Annotated in this window: 17 protein-coding genes; 9 read left to right on the top strand and 8 right to left on the bottom strand. The window is 69.9% G+C overall.

Translation table 11 applies throughout. The features are described 5' to 3' along the window. Positions 1-44: 44 nt before the first annotated feature. The 3 genes from sthA to OHT76_RS40490 all read left to right on the top strand — a co-directional run bounded on the left by sthA (position 45) and on the right by OHT76_RS40490 (position 4,179). The gene (gene sthA, locus OHT76_RS40500) at positions 45-1,448 is read left to right on the top strand and encodes a Si-specific NAD(P)(+) transhydrogenase (RefSeq protein ID WP_328875870.1); all 1,404 of its coding nucleotides are present in this window, start codon (positions 45-47) and stop codon (positions 1,446-1,448) included. Positions 1,449-1,735: 287 nt separating this feature from the next. After that, entirely contained in the window at positions 1,736-3,208 is a 1,473-nt protein-coding gene (locus OHT76_RS40495) for an APC family permease (RefSeq protein WP_328875869.1), read from the top strand. Between the two features lie 11 nt (positions 3,209-3,219). Beyond that, positions 3,220-4,179 (top strand): hypothetical protein, encoded by a 960-nt coding sequence (locus OHT76_RS40490; protein WP_328875868.1) that lies wholly within the window; start codon positions 3,220-3,222, stop codon positions 4,177-4,179. A gap of 2 nt (positions 4,180-4,181) precedes the next feature. On the opposite strand, the gene prcB is transcribed toward OHT76_RS40490, so the two are convergent. The 4 genes from prcB to OHT76_RS40470 form a co-directional block, all read right to left on the bottom strand. Then, entirely contained in the window at positions 4,182-5,036 is an 855-nt protein-coding gene (prcB, locus tag OHT76_RS40485; protein ID WP_328875867.1) for a proteasome subunit beta, read from the bottom strand. A 73-nt stretch (positions 5,037-5,109) separates the two neighbouring features. Continuing rightward, positions 5,110-6,054 (bottom strand): lysylphosphatidylglycerol synthase domain-containing protein, encoded by a 945-nt coding sequence (locus OHT76_RS40480; RefSeq protein ID WP_328875866.1) that lies wholly within the window; start codon positions 6,052-6,054, stop codon positions 5,110-5,112. Next, entirely contained in the window at positions 6,051-7,685 is a 1,635-nt protein-coding gene (locus OHT76_RS40475) for a hypothetical protein (protein WP_328875865.1), read from the bottom strand. Before OHT76_RS40475 ends, OHT76_RS40480 begins: the two co-directional genes overlap by 4 nt. Before the next feature lie 152 nt (positions 7,686-7,837). Next, on the bottom strand, positions 7,838-8,233 hold the full coding sequence (locus OHT76_RS40470) for a YybH family protein (RefSeq protein WP_328875864.1): 396 nt from the start codon (positions 8,231-8,233) through the stop codon (positions 7,838-7,840). Between the two features lie 100 nt (positions 8,234-8,333). On the opposite strand from OHT76_RS40470, the gene OHT76_RS40465 reads away from it, so the two are divergent. From OHT76_RS40465 to OHT76_RS40440, 6 genes are all read left to right on the top strand, one after another. Continuing rightward, entirely contained in the window at positions 8,334-8,996 is a 663-nt protein-coding gene (locus tag OHT76_RS40465; RefSeq protein ID WP_328875863.1) for a nucleoside/nucleotide kinase family protein, read from the top strand. An 81-nt stretch (positions 8,997-9,077) separates the two neighbouring features. Then, positions 9,078-9,521, top strand: a complete 444-nt coding sequence (locus OHT76_RS40460; RefSeq protein WP_328875862.1) for a DUF6325 family protein — start codon at positions 9,078-9,080, stop codon at positions 9,519-9,521. Positions 9,522-9,532: 11 nt separating this feature from the next. After that, positions 9,533-9,823: an SHOCT domain-containing protein gene (locus tag OHT76_RS40455; protein WP_328875861.1), complete on the top strand. Its 291-nt coding sequence runs from the start codon at positions 9,533-9,535 to the stop codon at positions 9,821-9,823. A 153-nt stretch (positions 9,824-9,976) separates the two neighbouring features. Next, positions 9,977-10,198 carry a hypothetical protein gene (locus tag OHT76_RS40450; RefSeq protein ID WP_315884025.1) on the top strand — a complete coding sequence of 74 codons (222 nt, stop codon included), beginning with the start codon at positions 9,977-9,979 and terminating at the stop codon, positions 10,196-10,198. Positions 10,199-10,794: 596 nt separating this feature from the next. Continuing rightward, positions 10,795-11,019: a cold-shock protein gene (locus OHT76_RS40445; RefSeq protein WP_328875860.1), complete on the top strand. Its 225-nt coding sequence runs from the start codon at positions 10,795-10,797 to the stop codon at positions 11,017-11,019. 9 nt (positions 11,020-11,028) lie between these two features. After that, the gene (locus OHT76_RS40440) at positions 11,029-11,649 is read left to right on the top strand and encodes a hypothetical protein (protein ID WP_328875859.1); all 621 of its coding nucleotides are present in this window, start codon (positions 11,029-11,031) and stop codon (positions 11,647-11,649) included. A 1-nt stretch (position 11,650) separates the two neighbouring features. Here OHT76_RS40440 and OHT76_RS40435 read toward each other — a convergent pair whose 3' ends face one another. The 4 genes from OHT76_RS40435 to OHT76_RS40420 form a co-directional block, all read right to left on the bottom strand. Then, a complete protein-coding gene (locus tag OHT76_RS40435; protein ID WP_328875858.1) occupies positions 11,651-13,480 on the bottom strand; it encodes a hypothetical protein in 1,830 nt (609 codons plus the stop codon). A 6-nt stretch (positions 13,481-13,486) separates the two neighbouring features. Next, the gene (locus tag OHT76_RS40430; RefSeq protein WP_328875857.1) at positions 13,487-14,365 is read right to left on the bottom strand and encodes a carbohydrate ABC transporter permease; all 879 of its coding nucleotides are present in this window, start codon (positions 14,363-14,365) and stop codon (positions 13,487-13,489) included. 36 nt (positions 14,366-14,401) lie between these two features. Further along, positions 14,402-15,379, bottom strand: coding sequence for a carbohydrate ABC transporter permease (locus tag OHT76_RS40425; RefSeq protein WP_328875856.1), 978 nt, complete (start codon positions 15,377-15,379; stop codon positions 14,402-14,404). Positions 15,380-15,520: 141 nt separating this feature from the next. After that, positions 15,521-16,852: an ABC transporter substrate-binding protein gene (locus tag OHT76_RS40420; protein ID WP_328875855.1), complete on the bottom strand. Its 1,332-nt coding sequence runs from the start codon at positions 16,850-16,852 to the stop codon at positions 15,521-15,523. Positions 16,853-16,872: the final 20 nt, after the last annotated feature.

Here is a 16,872-nt window from a genome sequence, read left to right as displayed (position 1 = left end):
TCCGCCCTTTCGGAAACGGTCTTCCGGCTGCCACACTCCTGAGGGTGCCCGACTTCGACATGCTCGTCCTCGGATCCGGTCCGGGCGGCCAGAAGGCCGCCATCGCCGCGGCCAAGCTGGGCCGCCGGGTGGCCGTCATCGACCGCCCCGACATGGTCGGCGGGGTCTCCATCCACACCGGCACCATCCCCTCCAAGACACTGCGCGAGGCGGTGCTGTACCTCACCGGTCTCACCCAGCGCGATCTGTACGGCCAGAGTTACCGCCTGAAGGAGGACATCACCGTCGCCGACCTCATCTCGCGCACCCAGCACGTGGTGGGCCGCGAGGTGGACGTCATCCGCAATCAGCTCTCCCGCAACCACGTCGCCCTGTTCGCCGGAACCGGCCACTTCGTCGACGACCACACCGTCGCCCTGCGCGAGGTCACCGGACATGAACGGCTGCTGAGCGCCGAGCACATCGTCATCGCCACCGGTACCCGGCCCGCGCGGCCGGCCAGCGTCGAGTTCGACGGCCGGACGATCATGGACTCGGACAATGTCCTCGCCCTGGAGCGGGTGCCGCGCTCGATGGTCATCGTCGGCGCGGGGGTCATCGGCATGGAGTACGCCTCCATGTTCGCCGCCCTCGGCAGCAAGATCACGGTGGTGGAGAAGCGCGGCCAGATGCTCGACATGTGCGACGTCGAGGTGGTGGAGTCGCTCAAGTACCAGCTGCGGGACCTGGCGGTGACGTTCCGCTTCGGGGAGACGGTCGCCGCGGTGGAGCGGCACCCCCGGGGCACGCTCACCGTGCTGGAGAGCGGCAAGAAGATCCCCGCCGACGCGGTGATGTACTCGGCGGGCCGGCAGGGGCTCACCGACGAACTCGACCTCGACAAGGCCGGTCTCTCCGCGGACCCGCGCGGCCGGATCGCGGTCGACGAGAACTACCGCACCGAGGTACCGCACATCTACGCCGTCGGCGACGTCATCGGCTATCCGGCACTGGCCGCGACCTCCATGGAACAGGGCCGTACGGCCGCGTACCACGCCTTCGGGGAGCCCGTCCGCCGGATGCATCTGCTCCAGCCGATCGGCATCTACACCATCCCGGAGATCAGCTTCGTCGGTCGCACCGAGGATCAGCTCACCGATGACCGGGTGCCGTTCGAGGTCGGGATCTCCCGCTATCGCGAGCTGGCCCGCGGGCAGATCATCGGCGACTCGCACGGCATGCTGAAGCTGCTGGTCTCGCCCGAGGACCGCACGCTGCTCGGCGTGCACTGCTTCGGCTCCGGAGCGACCGAGCTGATCCATATCGGGCAGACGGTGATGGGCTGCGGCGGCACCGTCGACTATCTGGTCGACGCGGTGTTCAACTACCCCACGCTCGCGGAGTCCTACAAGGTCGCCGCCCTGGACGCGACCAACCGGCTCCGGCAGGTCGACCACATGGACGACTAGCCAACACGCCTGGTCCGCACCGCACTTCGCCCTGCCCGGCCGCCAATCCACCGCCCCGTCCGGGGAGGTGGCCGGGTGGGGCTATCATCACTCATCACGTGCACACGCGGTGTGATCGTATGCCGACTCTGCGGCTGCACGACCCCGACCGCTCCCACACTTTTCGCCGCGCCCCTGGCCCGAGGCCAACCCTCCACGGTCCGGGGCGGGTGCACCCCCCACCCCCCAGCGTCGTCCGGGCCCGTCCGTTCCCTGACGACGTGCACGACGGAAAGCAGCACAGGCCAATGAGCAACAACAGGGGCAGAGGACTTCAGGCAGGAGCCCTCGGTACGTTCGACACGGTGGTGATGGCGGTCGCGGGCAGCGCTCCTGCGTACTCGCTCGCCGCGACCACCGCGGTCCTGGTCGGCGCGGTGGGGACGGCCAGTCCGGCCGCGCTGCTGTACTGCGCGATACCGATGCTCGGCATCGCCCTGGCGTACAGCTATCTCGGCCGCATCGATGTGAACGCGGGCGCCAGTTACTCCTGGGTCGGCCGAACTCTCCATCCCTTCCTGGGCTTTCTCAGCGGCTGGGCGCTGGTGGTGTCGGCGACCATCTTCATGGTGGCCGGGTCGTTGCCCGCCGGCTCGATGACGCTCGCCCTGTTCGACGAGCAACTCGCCGAGAACACCGCCCTGTCCACGGTGGTGGGCGCGGCCTGGTTCCTGCTCATGCTGCTGGTGGTGCTGGGCGGCGCCCGGCTCACCGTCCGCGCGCAGCTCATCATGTCCGGGGTCGAGCTCACCCTGCTCGCCCTGTTCGCGGTGCTCGCCGTCTTCCACACGGACAACGCCCGCGCCTTCGACTGGTCCTGGCTCGGCCTAGGTCAGTTCGACGGCGTGTCGGGCTTCGCCTCGGGCGCGCTGATCGCCGCCTTCTACTACTGGGGCTGGGACGTCACCGGCAACCTCAGCGAGGAGACCCGCAACAGCCGCCGAACGGCCGGGCTCGCGGGCCTGATCGGGGTCGGTGTCGTCTTCCTGCTGTTCGAGGTGTTCACCATCGCGGTGAACGTCATCCTCTCCTCGGACCAGATCCACGCCAACGAGGCCAATGCGCTGGCCGTCCTCGGCGAGGAGATCTGGCCGGGCTGGGGCGGCAAGCTGCTGATCGTCGCGGTGATGCTGTCCACCGTCGCCACCCTGGAGACGACGCTCATCCAGGTCACCCGTTCCCTGTTCGCGATGGGCCGCGACCGCACGATGCCCGCCGCGCTGGGCAAGGTCCACCGCACCTGGAACACGCCGTGGGTGGCCATCGCCGTGGTGGGCGCGGTGGCGCTGGCGATGTTCGTCGCCTCCAACGCGCTCGGCTCGGTGGGCGAGATCCTCTCCGACGCCATCTCGGCGATCGGCCTGCAGATCGCCGTCTACTACGGCCTGACGGGCCTCGCGGCGGTGGTCGCGTACCGCAAGATGCTGCTGAAGTCCCCGGCCAACTTCCTCTTCGGCGGAGTGTGGCCGCTGTTCGGCGCCCTGTTCATGTTCTGGGTGTTCGTGGAGTCCCTCGGCGAACTGGCGCCCGCCGCGATCGCGATCGGCGTCGGCGGACTGGCCGCGGGCCTCGTCCCGATGCTCTGGTACTGGCGCCAGGGCAGCGACTACTACCGGCCCGCGAAACTCGACGCCACCCACACCATCGAGACCGACTACGTCCCCGCGGGCCGCCCGCCCGAGCACGTCGGCGTCCATGAGGGCCTCCCCACCGACTTCTGAGGGGGCCCGCGATGGCGCGAGACCGATTCACTCCCGACTTCGACCCCGACTGCGGGGACGCGCCCCTGACCTCCGCCCGCCAGGACATCGTCATCGGACGCTGGCAGGGACTGCGCGACCTGCTGCGGATCACCGGACCCGACTGGCTCTCCCGGGGCCACCGGGTGCGGATGCTGGCCCAGGCCTGCGCGAGCAGTTCGACGACGGAGTCCTGGCTGGCCGCCGAACCGAACAGTGGCGACGCGCTGGTACTGCGGGCAGCCACCGAGACGGCCCGGGCCTTCAACCTGGCCATCGCCGCGGGCCGGGGCGTCCCCATCGACCAACAGCGCATCGACACCGCCGTACTGGCATGCCTGACGGCCGCCGAGGCGTACGTCGACGACCCCACACCGTGGATCTCGCTGATCTCGGTGGCCCGCCTGTACCCGAAGGGGGTACGGCGGCAGGAGCTGGCGCGCTGGTGGGACGAGCTGCACCGGCGGGACCCGTTCAGCGTGGAGGGGCACCTCCAGGTGCTGCACTACTACTCCGCGCGCTGGCACGGCACGCACGGCCTGATGTACGACTTCGCCCGCGACGCGGCCGGCGCCGCACCGCCGGGCGTCCCGCTGCCGGTCCTAGTCCAGTACGCCCGTGTCGAGGAGTACCGCTACGCCCTGGACGCGGCCCACGGCCAGTCGGGGGCCGTGCGGCTCGGCCAGCACTGGGACCACGACGGCGCGATCGCGGACGTACGGCGGACCTGGCAGCGCTGGATCACGGGCCGCACCGCGCACGCGGTCAACCCCGGCGAACTGCGCGACCTGCACTACCTGACACACGCCGCCTGCCTCGCCGGGCTCCCCGACATCGGCGCCGCCCTGCTGCGGATGACGGGCCGACGGGCAACCCGCACACCGTGGTCGTACACCGGCGATCCGGTCAAACAACTGACCAAGTGGCACAAGGAGTTGGCTCCGCAGGTCTGACCTCACGGGGTCGCGGTCGGCCCGTCCGGACTGCCGCTGCGCTGCTCGACCATCTCCCGGCTCAGCTCCTCCGTCTCGGATTCGGGCAGCCGCTCGAAGCCGTCCTCCGTGATGACCGAAACGATGGGAAAGATCCGGCGGTTGATGTCCGGGCCGCCGGTCGCGGAGTCGTCGTCGGCCGCGTCGTAGAGCGCCTGGAGCGCCGTCAGGGCCGCCTCACGGCGGGACATGCCCCGGTGGAACAGCTTCTTCAACGCGCCCCGCGCGTAAGGGGATCCGGACCCCTCGGCATGGAAGTCCCGCTTCTCGTACAGTCCCCCGGCGACGTCGAAGCTGAAGATGCGGCCGCGCTCCCCCTCGGGCTTCGACGGGTCGTATCCGGTGAGGAGCGGGACGACGGCGAGTCCCTGCATGGCCTGGCCGAGGTTGTCGCGGATCATGCCCGCCAGGCGGCGCGCCTTGGCGTTGAGGGTCATCGGCGTGCCCTCGATCTTCTCGAAGTGGGTGAGCTCCACCTGGTAGAGCTTCACCATGTCGAGCGCGAGACCGACGGTACCGGCGAAGGCGACGGCGCTGAGGTCGTCCGCCGGATGCACCTTCTCCAGGTCGCGCTGCGCGATGAGGTTGCCCATGGTGGCCCGCCGGTCCCCCGCGATCAGTACACCGTCGCGGTAGGCGAGGGCGAGCACGGTGGTGCCGTGCGGCACCTGGTCGGGGGCGGCCCGGACGCCGTCCGGTAACACGCGGCGCGTGCTGAGCAGTTCCGGGCGGTGAGCCGCGAGGAACTCCGTGAAGGAGGACGACCCCGGGACGAAGAACTCCTCGTCCAGTCCCCCGCCGTACTCGCCCTGCGTCATGGCACTCCCCCTCGTGTGCGGGCCGACAACGGGAGTCCTACCTGATCGGCGTGAGCCGGAAACTCCGCCCGGGTCACAGGGCCTTGCGCCGGATCAGCACCCCGAGCACCAACAGGCCCGGCAGCAGCGGCAGCCACACGGTCAGCAGCCGGTATCCGAGTACGGCGGAGGCGGCCCCGGCAGCGGGCGCCCCGGCCGCGGTGAGCGCGAAGGCGAGGGCCGCGTCGAGGGAACCGAAGCCGCCGGGTGTGGGCAGCAGGGCGGCCGCGCTGCTGGCGGCGAGGTAGAGCAGCGCCACGCGCAGCGGCGGCAGCGGCAGGGCGACGGCCTGCGTGACGGCGATCAGCACCACACAATGCAGTACGGCGAAGGCGAGCGAGCCGCCCCACAGCGCAGCCGCCCGCTGCGGCCGGGCGTGAACGGCCCTGATATCGGCGAGGGCAATGCCGAGCAGCCGTCGGCAGCGCTGCCGCAACGGTCCGGCCAGCAGCGCGACGACGCCGACGGCGAGGGCTACGGCGATGAGGACGACCGGCGAGACGTCCGGAACGCGCAGCACCCCCGGGCAGGCGACGGCGAGCGAGGCGATCAGGACGGCCCGGACGAGCACACCGGCCGTGCCCTTGACGGCCACGCCGGTGGCCGCTCGCGGGGCCGACAGTCCGCAGCGCATGAGGAAACGCAGATTCACGGCGCCCGCGCCGAGACCGGCGGGCAGCACATGGTTGGCGGCGGAGGCGGCGAACTGCGCGGCGACGAGCCGCCCTTGGGGCAGCCGCTCGGGCACCGCACCCTGCTGCGCGAGCGCGGCACACAACCAGGTACCGATCGCGGCGGTCCCGGCCACCAGCAACCACCCCTGATCGGCCACGGCCAGCCGCACCGCCCCGGTCTCCACCACCGGCCAGTGCCGCCGCGCCAGCCAGACCGCGGCGACGAGAACGGTGAGAGTGAGCGCGGTGTGCCAGTAGGCGGCCCGTCTGCGGGTGGGGGCGGCGGCGAGGGGCTCGGGGGTCATACGGGGCCGCCATCGGGGGGTGGTGGGGTGACCGGGACGTGGGCACGGGGTCCGGCCGGGAGGGCCGGTGTGGCGACCATATCCCGGGCGGCGGAACCCGCTGGGCGAGCCGGTGGAGCAGTCAGGTCCCGGCCCACGGATCCCGATGCGCGGACCGGCGGCGCGATGCGCACGTCCAGCCCGTCGAGCCGGTGCAGCTCCCAGCCACGGGCGTAGGAGGGCGGTCGCCCGCCGGGCACGCTGAGGACAGCGACCGGTTCGTGGTGTGCGGTGCGCAGGATTTCCGCCGTCGTGGTGTTGGCGTTGTTGCCGCGGATCTGCCCCGAGGAACAGCCGGCGTAGTAGGCCAGCGGGATGGCCTCGTGCCCGGTGAGCAGACAAGGCGGGCGGACGCCCAGGCCGTGCAGCGCGTCGGCGGTACGGGCCCAGGCGCGACGGTCCGCGGCGGTGCGGTCGGCGGTGCGGTCCAGGACGACGTACTGCACAGCGAGATGCCCGACGAGGCCCACGGCGAGGAGGGACGCGGCCAACGGCCGCCACCGCCCGCTCGGGGTGGTGACCACGTGCAGCAGGGCGTCTGCGACGGGGATCGCCAAGAGGGCGTAGGCAGGCAGCAGGAAGCGGGGAGCCGCGTAGCCGATCAGGAACAGATACGGGACGGCGGCAGTGGCGGCGCAGGCGAGCGGGATCAGGGTGCGCGCGGTGCGACGGGCCCGTACGGCGATCACGAGCCCGAGGACGGCGAGCAGCGGCAGCAGCACCCACCACACGGTGACGACCGGGTTGGGCATGGAGCCGGTGCACGGCCGGCACAGGGTACGTCCGATCAGACCGCGCATCTGGTCGTCGACGGCGAAGTGCCAGCCCAGGCCGCCCTGGACACGGGAGGCCTCGGAGAGCCGCTCGCGCAGGCCGCCGTAAGAGGTGTAAGCCTCGACCACCCAGGGGACGGCACCGGCCACGAGGCCCGCCGTCGTGACCAGACCGAGCCGCCAATGCCGTACGACCAAGGCTGTGGCGAGCAGAGGAAGGGCGACCCAGACGGCGTCGGTCGGGCGCATCACCGCCATGAGGGCAGCGCCGAGGGCCACGCCCCACAGGGCCCGCCGGTCGGGGCCGTCCGCGGCGCGGGCGCGCAGGAAGCAGCCGACGGCGAGCAGCGCGCCAATGGCGACCCAGAGGTTGGGCATGGCCTGGAGGGCGTAGAAGAGGGTCACCCACAGGGAGGCGAACAGGGCACCGCCGGCCGCCAGGACTCGGGCCGGGAAGAGGCCGTGCCAGGCGCGCAGGGCGAGGTAGAGGGCGATGCCGGAAAGGACGGCGAGATAGATCCGCAGCAAGCTGGTGGACGACGACCAGGAGGCGATCGGCGCCACGAGGAGGGAGACGCCTCGGGCGCGCGGGGCGCTGAAGAAGGCGGCCGGGGCTTGGTCGCCGACCTGGCTGACGTAGACGATCTCGTCCCAGCCGAGGCCCATGGACGGGGACACGAGGACGAGCTGTGCGGCGGTGAAGGCTCCGGCCACGGCCGCGAGCAGGGCGTTGCCGCGCATCCGCCGGGACCTGCCGGACACGGCCGCCTCTTCGCGTCGCCGCATACCGACGAGCATGGCGTTCGTGCCGTGGGCCATCGTCCACCCCTTACCGCTACATGTCGTAGGGCCGCTACGACCCGACAGCCCGGCGGGCCGGAGCCAGCAGCCAGGGAAACGGAGAAAACAGGGACAAACTAACTCGGCTGGGGCGGGTGCGCAGCGTTGAGTTCGGCCACGTGCCTGACGGGTCAGTCGTGCGGGAACGAGTGGTGCTCGTGGGCGACAAGCCAGCGGTCGCCCTCCTTGCGCAGGCCTAGGGTCAGGCGCAGGCGCAGGGTGGGGCGCTCGGTGAGCTCCTCGGGGGTGCCGCAGCGCAGCAGGGCGTACGCGTAGGCGACATCGGTGCCTGCGGTGACCTCGAGGGACTCGATCTCGAAGTTGGCGCCCTGGGCCTGCCAGGTGAAGAACGGCGGCCAGGTGGCGCGGTAGGCGTCGAGGCCGTGCAGGCCCTCGTGCGGCGGCGGCACGTCGAACATGACGATGTCCTCGGCATGATCTGCCAGCACACCGTCCAGGTCGCCCCGGTGGACGGCGTCGGCCCACTTCGTGATCAGTGCGCGGATCCGTGCTTCGTCGTCGGCCATGGCGCACCCCCTTCCTCCTTCACCATGACGACTGCCCGGACGGCCGGAAGTCATCGCAACGGCCTGCTGTGCGGCGCATCGCGGATGACAGACTCTGTCCGTGCCGCAGACCTTCGACGACCTTCTCGCCCGGGCCCGCTCCCTCACGGCCTCCGGGCACCGCGCGATCCTCGGCATCGCGGGCAGCCCGGGCGCGGGCAAGACGACGCTCGCCGAACATCTGGTGCGGGAGCTGAACCAGTCCGGGGCTCCATGGGTCGCCCACGTCCCCATGGACGGCTTCCACCTCGCCGACGCCGAGCTGGACCGGCTGGGCCGCCGCGACCGCAAGGGCGCGCCGGACACCTTCGACGCGGCGGGATACGCGGCGCTGCTGCGACGGCTGCGCGTGGAGGCGGACGAGGACGTGGTGTACGCACCGGGCTTCGAACGGGTCCTGGAACAGCCGATCGCGGGCGCGATCCCGGTACCGCCGACGGCCCGCCTGGTGGTGACCGAGGGCAACTACCTCCTGCTGGACACCGGCGCCTGGGTCCGCGTACGCGATCAGCTGGACGAGGTGTGGTTCTGCGAGCTGAACGAGGACGAACGGCTCCGCCGCCTGATCGCCCGCCACGAGGAATTCGGCAAGAGCCACGAGGAGGCGGTGGCGTGGGTGCTGCGGACGGACCAGCGCAACGCCGAGCTGGTGGCGGGGACCCGGAAGCGGGCGGATCTTGTGGTGCCGGTGGGGGCGGTGCCGGGGGTGGATGTGGGGGCCTGAGGTGCGAGGGCCGCGACCCGGTGCTGGAATTGAGGCGAGGGGGCGTCACTGGGGGTAGCCGCGAGGACCAGGAGTGACACCGTGAGCGACGAACTCGAAGAAGTGGGCCCGATCGACTACCTGGTCGTCGAGTTTCCCGGCAACCGCATGACGGGCGAGGGCTTCCCTCTCCTGGTCGACCTCGTGGACCGCGGCATCATCCGGATCCTGGACTTGATGTTCGTGAGGAAGGACGAGGACGGATCCGTGAGCGGCATGGAGATCGCCGACCTCACCGGCGACGGCAAACTCGACCTGTCCGTCTTCGAGGGCGCGTCGTCGGGGCTGCTGGGCCAGGACGACCTCGACGAGGCGGCCAACGCCCTGGAGCCGGGCAGCTCCGCCGGAATCCTGGTCTACGAGAACCGGTGGGCCGCGCCTTTCGCCGCCGCCCTGCGCCGTGGCGGCGCCCAGCTGGTCGCCTCCGGGCGGATCCCGGTGCCCGCACTTCTCGCCGCCCTCGACGCGACCGACACCGCTCACTGAAGGGATCCGTCATGCCAGGCCTCCTCCGCGGAGTCGCACGCACCGCCATCGTGTCCGGAACGGCGACCGCCGTGTCGAACCGTGTGTCCCGCCGCCAGCAGGGCCGATGGGCGGCACAGGAGCCGTACCAGGAAGCACCCCCGCCTCGGCCGACCTCATCCACCGAGCCGCCACCGGCGGCGCCGGCCCCCGACATGACGGACAAGATCGAACAACTGAAGCAACTCGGCGAACTCAAGGCACAAGGCGTGCTCACGGAGACCGAGTTCGAGGAGCAGAAGCGCCGGGTCCTGGAAGCGTGATCAGATGGCCCCTCGGCAGGCTTCGCCGCTGCCGGGGCTGACCGCAGTTTTCAGGTCGATCGGTCCCACATACCGATAAGTCCGCCCGCGCATGCTCACGTCAGCCAACCTGGAGCACTTCCGACGGCCGCCCTGGGTGCATACTGGGGAGCAATGACAAAGCATGCTGCACCTAAGCGTCATCTGCCTACCAGCCCCTTCAAGGCCCCGGTCGCCCCGGCTCCCAAGCACTTCGCGGTGGGCGACCAGGTCACCCACGATGTGTACGGCCTCGGCCGGGTCATCGGCATCGAGGACGGCATCGCGGCACTCGTGGATTTCGGATCGGCGCAAATGCGGATCTTGAGCCCATACGCCAAGATGACCAAGCTGTAGGACCGCCGTGCCCGGTCACGGCACGCCAGGGCCCTTCGGGGACCTGTACCGAAAGAGGGACCTCTCATCGATCTGACGTCGCTGTTCTCCGCTCTGGAAGGGCAGCCCCGCTGCTCCACCGCAGCATCGCCGCCTCCGACCACCAACCCCTTCCAGACCCCGGACTTCGGGGAAGACGACGAGACCTTCGGGCCCGACGATGTACAGGGTCCTCCCTCGGGCATGCGTGCGGAGCGGCCCGAGGCCGCCTAGCTCCCACGAGTGACGGTGCTTTCGACAGCTGGCCGGCTGCGTCTCCCTCGCTGCGACGAGGAACGCAGCCGTCTCAGTTTCCGTCCCCTTCAGGCCCGCGATCAGCGGCAGCAGGGCAGCGGCGTGATGTAGGTGTACGTCGCCAGCACCCCTCCCCATGATCAACCTCGCGGCGCCGAGCACCAGCCACAGTCGGCCTTGGCGCAGCGCGCCGATCTCGGACCGGATGGACACCTCGGCGCGCTACTGGCCGACGAAGGAGCCGATCGGCACCGATGACGTTGGCGAGGGTTTTCCTCCCCCGACGCTCCGGTCCCCCCAAGGCGGGCCTTAAGGTTCCCCTCATGGTGATCGCGACTGTCCGTGAGTGGAGCGACGAGGAAGGGTGGGGCGTGCTCGACTCGCCCGAGACGCCCGGCGGGTGCTTCGGCCACTACTCCGACATCCAGGCGACCGGCTTCCGCACCCTGTCGCCAGGGCAACAGGTCGAACTCACCTGGGAAGCCCCCGGATTCCAACAGGACGGGTACGACTACCGCGCCGTGAGCATCGTGCCGCGGCCTGCTTGAGGCAGCCGGATGGGCAGGGACCTCACCGTGCTGGCGGTGGACTGGGGGCAGTTGGAGCGGACGCCCCCGGATGAGCGGGCGGAACTGCTCTACGAGGCGGCCTGTCCCGACGACCACGCCGTCCAGGCCGCGCAGCCCGACGTCGGGTGGGTATTTCCCGCCTCGCCGCAGGTGCCGTGGTGCGGGCGGTACGAGTTCCAGGACACCCTCGGCTCCTACAAGCCGCACTTCTGGGCGGCCGAGAGCTGGGACACCGTGCGGCAGTACGCCGATCCCGCGCTGCGCGAGCCTCTGGACGGCTTTCTCGCCGGTCTGATCCGGTGGGGAGCGGACCCGGAGGCGGCGGACGACGACCTGGAGCCGGGGCTCTTCCCTGCCGACCCCGAGCCCTGGCGGCCGCCCACCTCCACGCTCGTCTGTCCCCCGGCCTCGCTGCCGGCCCTGACCGTCCACTGGGCCCTGGCCGAGCCGCTGCTGGGGGAGCTTCGCGAGATCTACGACTCGCGTGCGGCCCGCCCGGGGCGGTGGATCGCCGGCTTCGACGAGTTCGCCGACCTCATGCGCCAGTGGGCCTTTGTCGTGGGCGAAGCCGAGCAGCGGGGGTGGGGGCTGCTCGGCCTCCCCGTTTGACTCACGCCCGCAGGGTCAGTGACGGTTCACCCGTGGCGTCGCCCGCCGGGCCGCCGATCGTCGCCGTGAAGCTCTCCGTCCGGACCATCAAACCGTCCCGCGTCTGCTCGAACTCCGGCGCGAAGGGGCCCACTCCGCCGTACCGCACCGCGAACACGTGCAGGTCCGCAGGCGCCCCAGGAGCCGGTCCCGCCTCCAGTGCCGTCGACGCGACCAGGTGACGCCAGCCTTCGTCAGGGTTGCCGTAGCCTCGCGGGTCGGCGGCGAGTGCGAAGGCCGCCTGTTCCTGGGTTGTCTCCGTGCGGGCGTCGAAGTGGTCCGGGCGGTTTGACTCCGGGTGGGTCAGGCGGAGTTCGCCTGCCGCCGTCACCTGCGCGGTCGCCGTCCGGCGCACCCGGTCGCCGTCGTCCTCGGCGTACGGCAGGCCCGCGAGCAGGTACGGCGCCCCGGGGAGCTTCTCCACGGCCACCGTCATCCACAGGCTCGTGCCGTCCGTGACGTACAAGGACCGCACATGGCGCAGGACATGGTCACGGCCCACGACCGGCTTGGTGACCAGTTTCGCCGTCAGCCCCTCCGCAAGTACCTCCCGGACGCGGACCTCGCCCATCGGGCGGCACAGCAGGAAGCCGTCCACCACCGGGCCGAAGCCGTGCTGTCGGTTCACCGCGGCCGGGAGGCAGTACGTGTTCGCCGCCTCGATCAGCGACGGGGTCAGACGGGTGTCGAAGGCCACCGACACGCCTCCCGCGCGGAGTTGGTGGCGAGACGGAGTCGTGGACGGCGTGCGGTGCCACGGTGTCGTGTCCTGGATCTGCCACACCAGCATGAAGGCGAAGTGACCGTCGAGGCCGCCGTCCGCCTTCACCGCGTGGCGGCCCCAGCGGGTGTCTCCTCGGTACCGGCCGATGTCCGCGCCGATACGGCGGCCGAAGTAGCGCAGGCCCAGGACCGACTCGAAGCCGGAGTGCTGCTCGCTGTAGCGCGGGCCGCCGATGTCGAAGCCGCCGGTCGTCAGCCGGGCGTCGATGTACCGGGCAAGGGCGTCGCCGTCCTCCGCGAACACGTCCTCGCCGCTCACCCGGTGGGCCTGGGCCAGGAAGGACAGGGAGATCGGGCCGTAGTTGTTGTCGTACGCGCCGCCGTGCTCGGGGGGCAGCAGTGCGCCTCGGTCGGGTACCCGGTGGGCGCGGATCTCGTCGGAGTACAGGCGCAGCGCGCGGGTGCGGACCGCCTCGGCCTCCGTCGACGGCAGGTGCCCGGCCAGCATCAGACCACCGACCACACACCCGATCGCCTGGTTCCCCGCTTCCTGCGGGTTGAAGAACGTCGCCTCCGTCAGCCAGCGCCAGTAGCCACGTCCCAACTCGACCAGCTCCGCGCGGAGTTCGTCGTCGATCAGGTCGTCCGTCGTGTCCAGTACGTTCACCAGCTGGAGCAGCGCCCACACCGTGCTCGGCCAGTCGCCGATCGGGTGCGCCCCGGGCTGAAGGACGTAACGGGCGTACGGGAAGCCGGAGTTGTGTACCTTCAGGTTCGGGTAGCCCGGGTTGTCCTGCGTGTACACCCGCTCGCGCAGATGGAAGCGGAGGCTGCGCAGTACCGCCTCCGGCAGGCGGGGGTCCTTGGTGCGCCGGTGGGCGAGGGCCAGCAGCGATGTCACCCCGAGCGAGGTGTCGCCGATGTCGTCGACGCAGTGGGGGTGCTCCAGGTTGCCCTCAGGTGTGAGGCGCGCCAGGGCCTGCTCCGTGACGTCGGCGAGGACCGCGTCGTAGGCCTCCGGTGTGGCCGGCAGGTGGTGCAACGGGCCGCGCTGGTGCGGGAGATGCATCTGTTCTCAGCCCTTCATTCCCGACGTCGCCATGCCTTCGACCAGCCTCTTCTGGAAGATGAGGAAGCAGATGAGCGTGGGCAGGAGAGCGAGTGTCGACATCGCGAACATCGCGCCGTACGAGGAGCCGCTCGTCTGGTCCATGAACAGGGTCAGGCCCAGGGGGACGGTGAACTTGTCGTTCTGCTGGAGGTAGACGAGTTGGTGGAGGAAGTCGTCGTAGGTCCAGATGAAGGTGAAGATGGTCGTGGTGATCAGGGCCGGCTTCATCAGCGGCAGGATGATCTTCCAGTAGATCTGGAGGGGGTTGGCGCCGTCCATCATCGCGGCATGGTCCAGCTCGCGCGGGATGGAGCGGATGAACTGGACCATCAGGAAGATGAAGAAGGCGTCCACCGCGAGGAACTTCGGCACGATCAGCGGCAGGAACGTGTTGATCCAGGTCAGGTTGTAGAAGATCGTGTACTGCGGGATCAGGACCGCCTGCGTGGGCAGCATCAGCGTGCCGAGCATCAGGCCGAACCAGATCTTCTTGCCGCGGAACTCGAAGCGGGCGAAGGCGTAGGCGGCCAGCGAGCAGGAGATGACGTTTCCGATCACCGCGCCGATCGTGACGATCAGCGAGTTGGTGATGTAGAGGGAGAAGGAGTTGCCGGAGCCGCTCCAGCCCTCGGAGTAGTTCTCGGGGCGCAGCGCGTTCGGGATGAGCCCTGGGTGGGTGAAGATCTCGGTGTCGGGCTTGAGGGAGCTGCTGAACATCCACAGCAGCGGGTAGAGCATGACGACCGCGACGCCGATCAGCACGGTGTGGATGAAGATACGGCGGCTGCCGGTGGCCGAGCGGAGCTTCGCCAGCGGCGAGGCGTTCGGGGTGATGGCGGGCATGGGGTGAAGGACTCCTCGCTCAGACGTCGGGCGGCGTCAGTCGTCGTAATGGACCCAGTAGCGGCTGGCGATGAAGTTGACCGCCGTGAAGCCTGCGATGACCAGGAACAGCACCCAGGCCAGTGCCGAGGCGTATCCCATCTGGAGGTCGGTGAAGCCCTTCTTGTACAGGTACAGGGAGTACAACATGGTCGAGTTGAGCGGTCCGCCGGAGCCGTTGCTGATCACGAACGCGGGGGTGAACGTCTTGAACGCGTCGATGATCTGCAGGACCACATTGAAAAAGACGATCGGAGTGAGCAGCGGGAGGGTGATACGGAAGAACCGGGTGACCGGACTTGCGCCGTCGATCGCCGCCGCCTCGTAGACATCCTTCGGCAACTGCTTGAGACCGGCCAGGAAGATGACCATCGGGGTGCCGAACTGCCACACGGCCAGCAGGACGAGCGTGTAGAGCGCGGTGTCGGGACTGGAGATCCAGTCCTGGCCCTTGATGCCGAACCAGCCGAGGAAGTCGTTGAACAGACCGTCCCCGCCGAAGACCTGCCGCCACACGATGGCGATAGCCACGGCCCCGCCCAGCAGCGACGGCAGATAGAAGGCGGCCCGGTACAGGCCGATGCCCTTCAGATCCCGGTTGAGCAGCATCGCCACGCCCAGCGCGAGCGCCAGCTTCAGCGGCACGGACACCACGACGTACACGAGCGTGGCGTGCACCGAGTCCCAGAAGACCGGGTCCTCGGTGAACATCCGCTCATAGTTGTCGGTCCCGACCCACTGCGCCGGGGTGAGCAGGTCGAAGTTGGTGAAGGACAGATACAGCGAGTCGAGCATCGGATAGATCGTCAGCCCGAACAGCCCCACGAACCAGGGGGCCAGGAAGAGGTAGGGCCACCATCCCCCGCCCCGCCGTCTGGCGAGGCGGCGCCGCATGCGGTCGCGCTCCCGCTGGTCGGAGGGGGTCGCCGGGGCGGGCGACTCCTTCACGACCTCGTCGGTCTTCGCGGTGGTCATACTCATCTCCCTGGGACCTCTCCCGGTATCTCTCGAACGCAGGGCGCTGAAGCGCCCCGACAGGGGCGCGGGGAACTGCGCGACAAGCCACGACGAGACCAGCACCCGAAAGACGACCTGTCGCGGCAGCTCCTGTAACGCCTAGCCGCCCAAGATGCCCTCCGCCTGATCGAAGAACTCCCCCAACTGCCCCTTGATCGACTTCTTGCCGAAGGCCACCGCGAGATTCGACTGGAACAGCAGGTCCCAGATCTGGTCGGCGCCCTGCGGCGGGGGCACCGGGGCGGGCAGGGCGTTGGTGGCCTTGGAGACCCGCTGGGAGATGTAGTCCGCGTTCTCCATGTTCAGCTTGTCCGTCTCGGTCAGCCCCGAGGCGATCAGATTCCGCGCCTTCTCCGTCGGCGGAATACCACGCAGCAACTGCATGTCCTTGATCGCCGTCTCGGACTGCGCGAAGAAGGCCATGATCTTCACCGAGTCGGCGACCTTCTTGCTCGCCTTGGTCGCGCTGAGCAGCACACCGCCGTTGACGAAGTTGCCCTCGCGGGCGCCGGAGAAGTCGCCCTGCGGGGTGGGCAGGAAGTCCAGCTGCGCGTCGGTGATCGAGCCGCCCGCGCCGTAGACGCCGGAGTCGAAGGTGAACAGGGCCTTGCCGATGACAACCGCGTTCTTGGTGAGGTCGTTGTGCGCGGCGGAGGTGATGGCGGGCGGCGGCGAGGCGTTGGCCTTGCGCATGTCGGCCCAGTACTCCCACCACTCCTGGAGGGTGTCGGAGGTGAAGCCGAGCTTCTTGCCGTCGTCGGTGAAGAACGTCTCCCCGTGCTCGCGGGCGAAGACCTCGAAGGCCTGCAGGGTGCCACCACCGCCGTCGTCGACACCGTAGGTCTTGCCGCCGCTCTTCTTGTAGACGTCGGTGGCGATCTTCTTGAGGTCGGCCCAGGTCCACTCGCGGTCGGGGAGCGTCAGGCCCAGCTCCTCCAGGCCGCTGCGGTTGACGGTGAGCTGGTTGACGCCGATGCCGGAGGGCACGCCGTAGAGCTTGCCGTCGACGGTGCCGGCGGCGAGGAGGGTCTTGGAGAAGCCGGTGAGGTCGAGGGTCTTGCCGACGTAGGAGTCGAGCGGGGCGAGGACGCCCTTGCGGGCGTACTGGGCGACCAGCGCGGTGTCCATCTGGAGCAGGTCGGGGGCGCTGCCGCCGGCGATGTTGGTGTTGAACTTGTCGAAGTACCCGTCGTATCCGGAGTAGGTCTCCCGGATCTTGATCTTGGGGTTGTCCTTCTGGAAGGAGGCCAGCGCCTTCTTGTAGGCCGCGTGCCGGTCGTCGCTGCCCCACCAAATCATGGTCAGGTCGCTGCTGGTGCTGCCGGCGCCGGTGCCGCCGCCGCAGGCGCTCAGCGCGCTGCCGAGGGTGCCGGCGACAGCGAGGCCGCTCGCGGTGCGGAAGAGGGTTCTGCGCGAGATCTGGTGACCCACCGGGTCCTCCCTGGATGTGC

Origin of the sequence: Streptomyces sp. NBC_00287 (assembly GCF_036173105.1) — a bacterium.
In the GTDB taxonomy this organism is placed as follows: Bacteria; Actinomycetota; Actinomycetes; order Streptomycetales; family Streptomycetaceae; genus Streptomyces.
Note: the sequence above shows the minus strand (reverse complement) of the source record. Positions and strands in the feature narration are given on the sequence as shown.

What these genes read in the sequence shown, in the direction of transcription:
- OHT76_RS40495 (WP_328875869.1), top strand. Translation starts at nt 1,736, where the DNA reads ATGAGCAACAACAGGGGCAGAGGACTTCAGGCAGGAGCCCTCGGTACG.
- OHT76_RS40490 (WP_328875868.1), top strand. Translation starts at nt 3,220, where the DNA reads ATGGCGCGAGACCGATTCACTCCCGACTTCGACCCCGACTGCGGGGAC.
- prcB (WP_328875867.1), bottom strand. Translation starts at nt 5,036, where the DNA reads ATGACGCAGGGCGAGTACGGCGGGGGACTGGACGAGGAGTTCTTCGTC.
- OHT76_RS40480 (WP_328875866.1), bottom strand. Translation starts at nt 6,054, where the DNA reads ATGACCCCCGAGCCCCTCGCCGCCGCCCCCACCCGCAGACGGGCCGCC.
- OHT76_RS40475 (WP_328875865.1), bottom strand. Translation starts at nt 7,685, where the DNA reads ATGGCCCACGGCACGAACGCCATGCTCGTCGGTATGCGGCGACGCGAA.
- OHT76_RS40470 (WP_328875864.1), bottom strand. Translation starts at nt 8,233, where the DNA reads ATGGCCGACGACGAAGCACGGATCCGCGCACTGATCACGAAGTGGGCC.
- OHT76_RS40455 (WP_328875861.1), top strand. Translation starts at nt 9,533, where the DNA reads ATGCCAGGCCTCCTCCGCGGAGTCGCACGCACCGCCATCGTGTCCGGA.
- OHT76_RS40450 (WP_315884025.1), top strand. Translation starts at nt 9,977, where the DNA reads ATGACAAAGCATGCTGCACCTAAGCGTCATCTGCCTACCAGCCCCTTC.
- OHT76_RS40445 (WP_328875860.1), top strand. Translation starts at nt 10,795, where the DNA reads ATGGTGATCGCGACTGTCCGTGAGTGGAGCGACGAGGAAGGGTGGGGC.
- OHT76_RS40440 (WP_328875859.1), top strand. Translation starts at nt 11,029, where the DNA reads ATGGGCAGGGACCTCACCGTGCTGGCGGTGGACTGGGGGCAGTTGGAG.
- OHT76_RS40435 (WP_328875858.1), bottom strand. Translation starts at nt 13,480, where the DNA reads ATGCATCTCCCGCACCAGCGCGGCCCGTTGCACCACCTGCCGGCCACA.
- OHT76_RS40430 (WP_328875857.1), bottom strand. Translation starts at nt 14,365, where the DNA reads ATGCCCGCCATCACCCCGAACGCCTCGCCGCTGGCGAAGCTCCGCTCG.
- OHT76_RS40425 (WP_328875856.1), bottom strand. Translation starts at nt 15,379, where the DNA reads ATGACCACCGCGAAGACCGACGAGGTCGTGAAGGAGTCGCCCGCCCCG.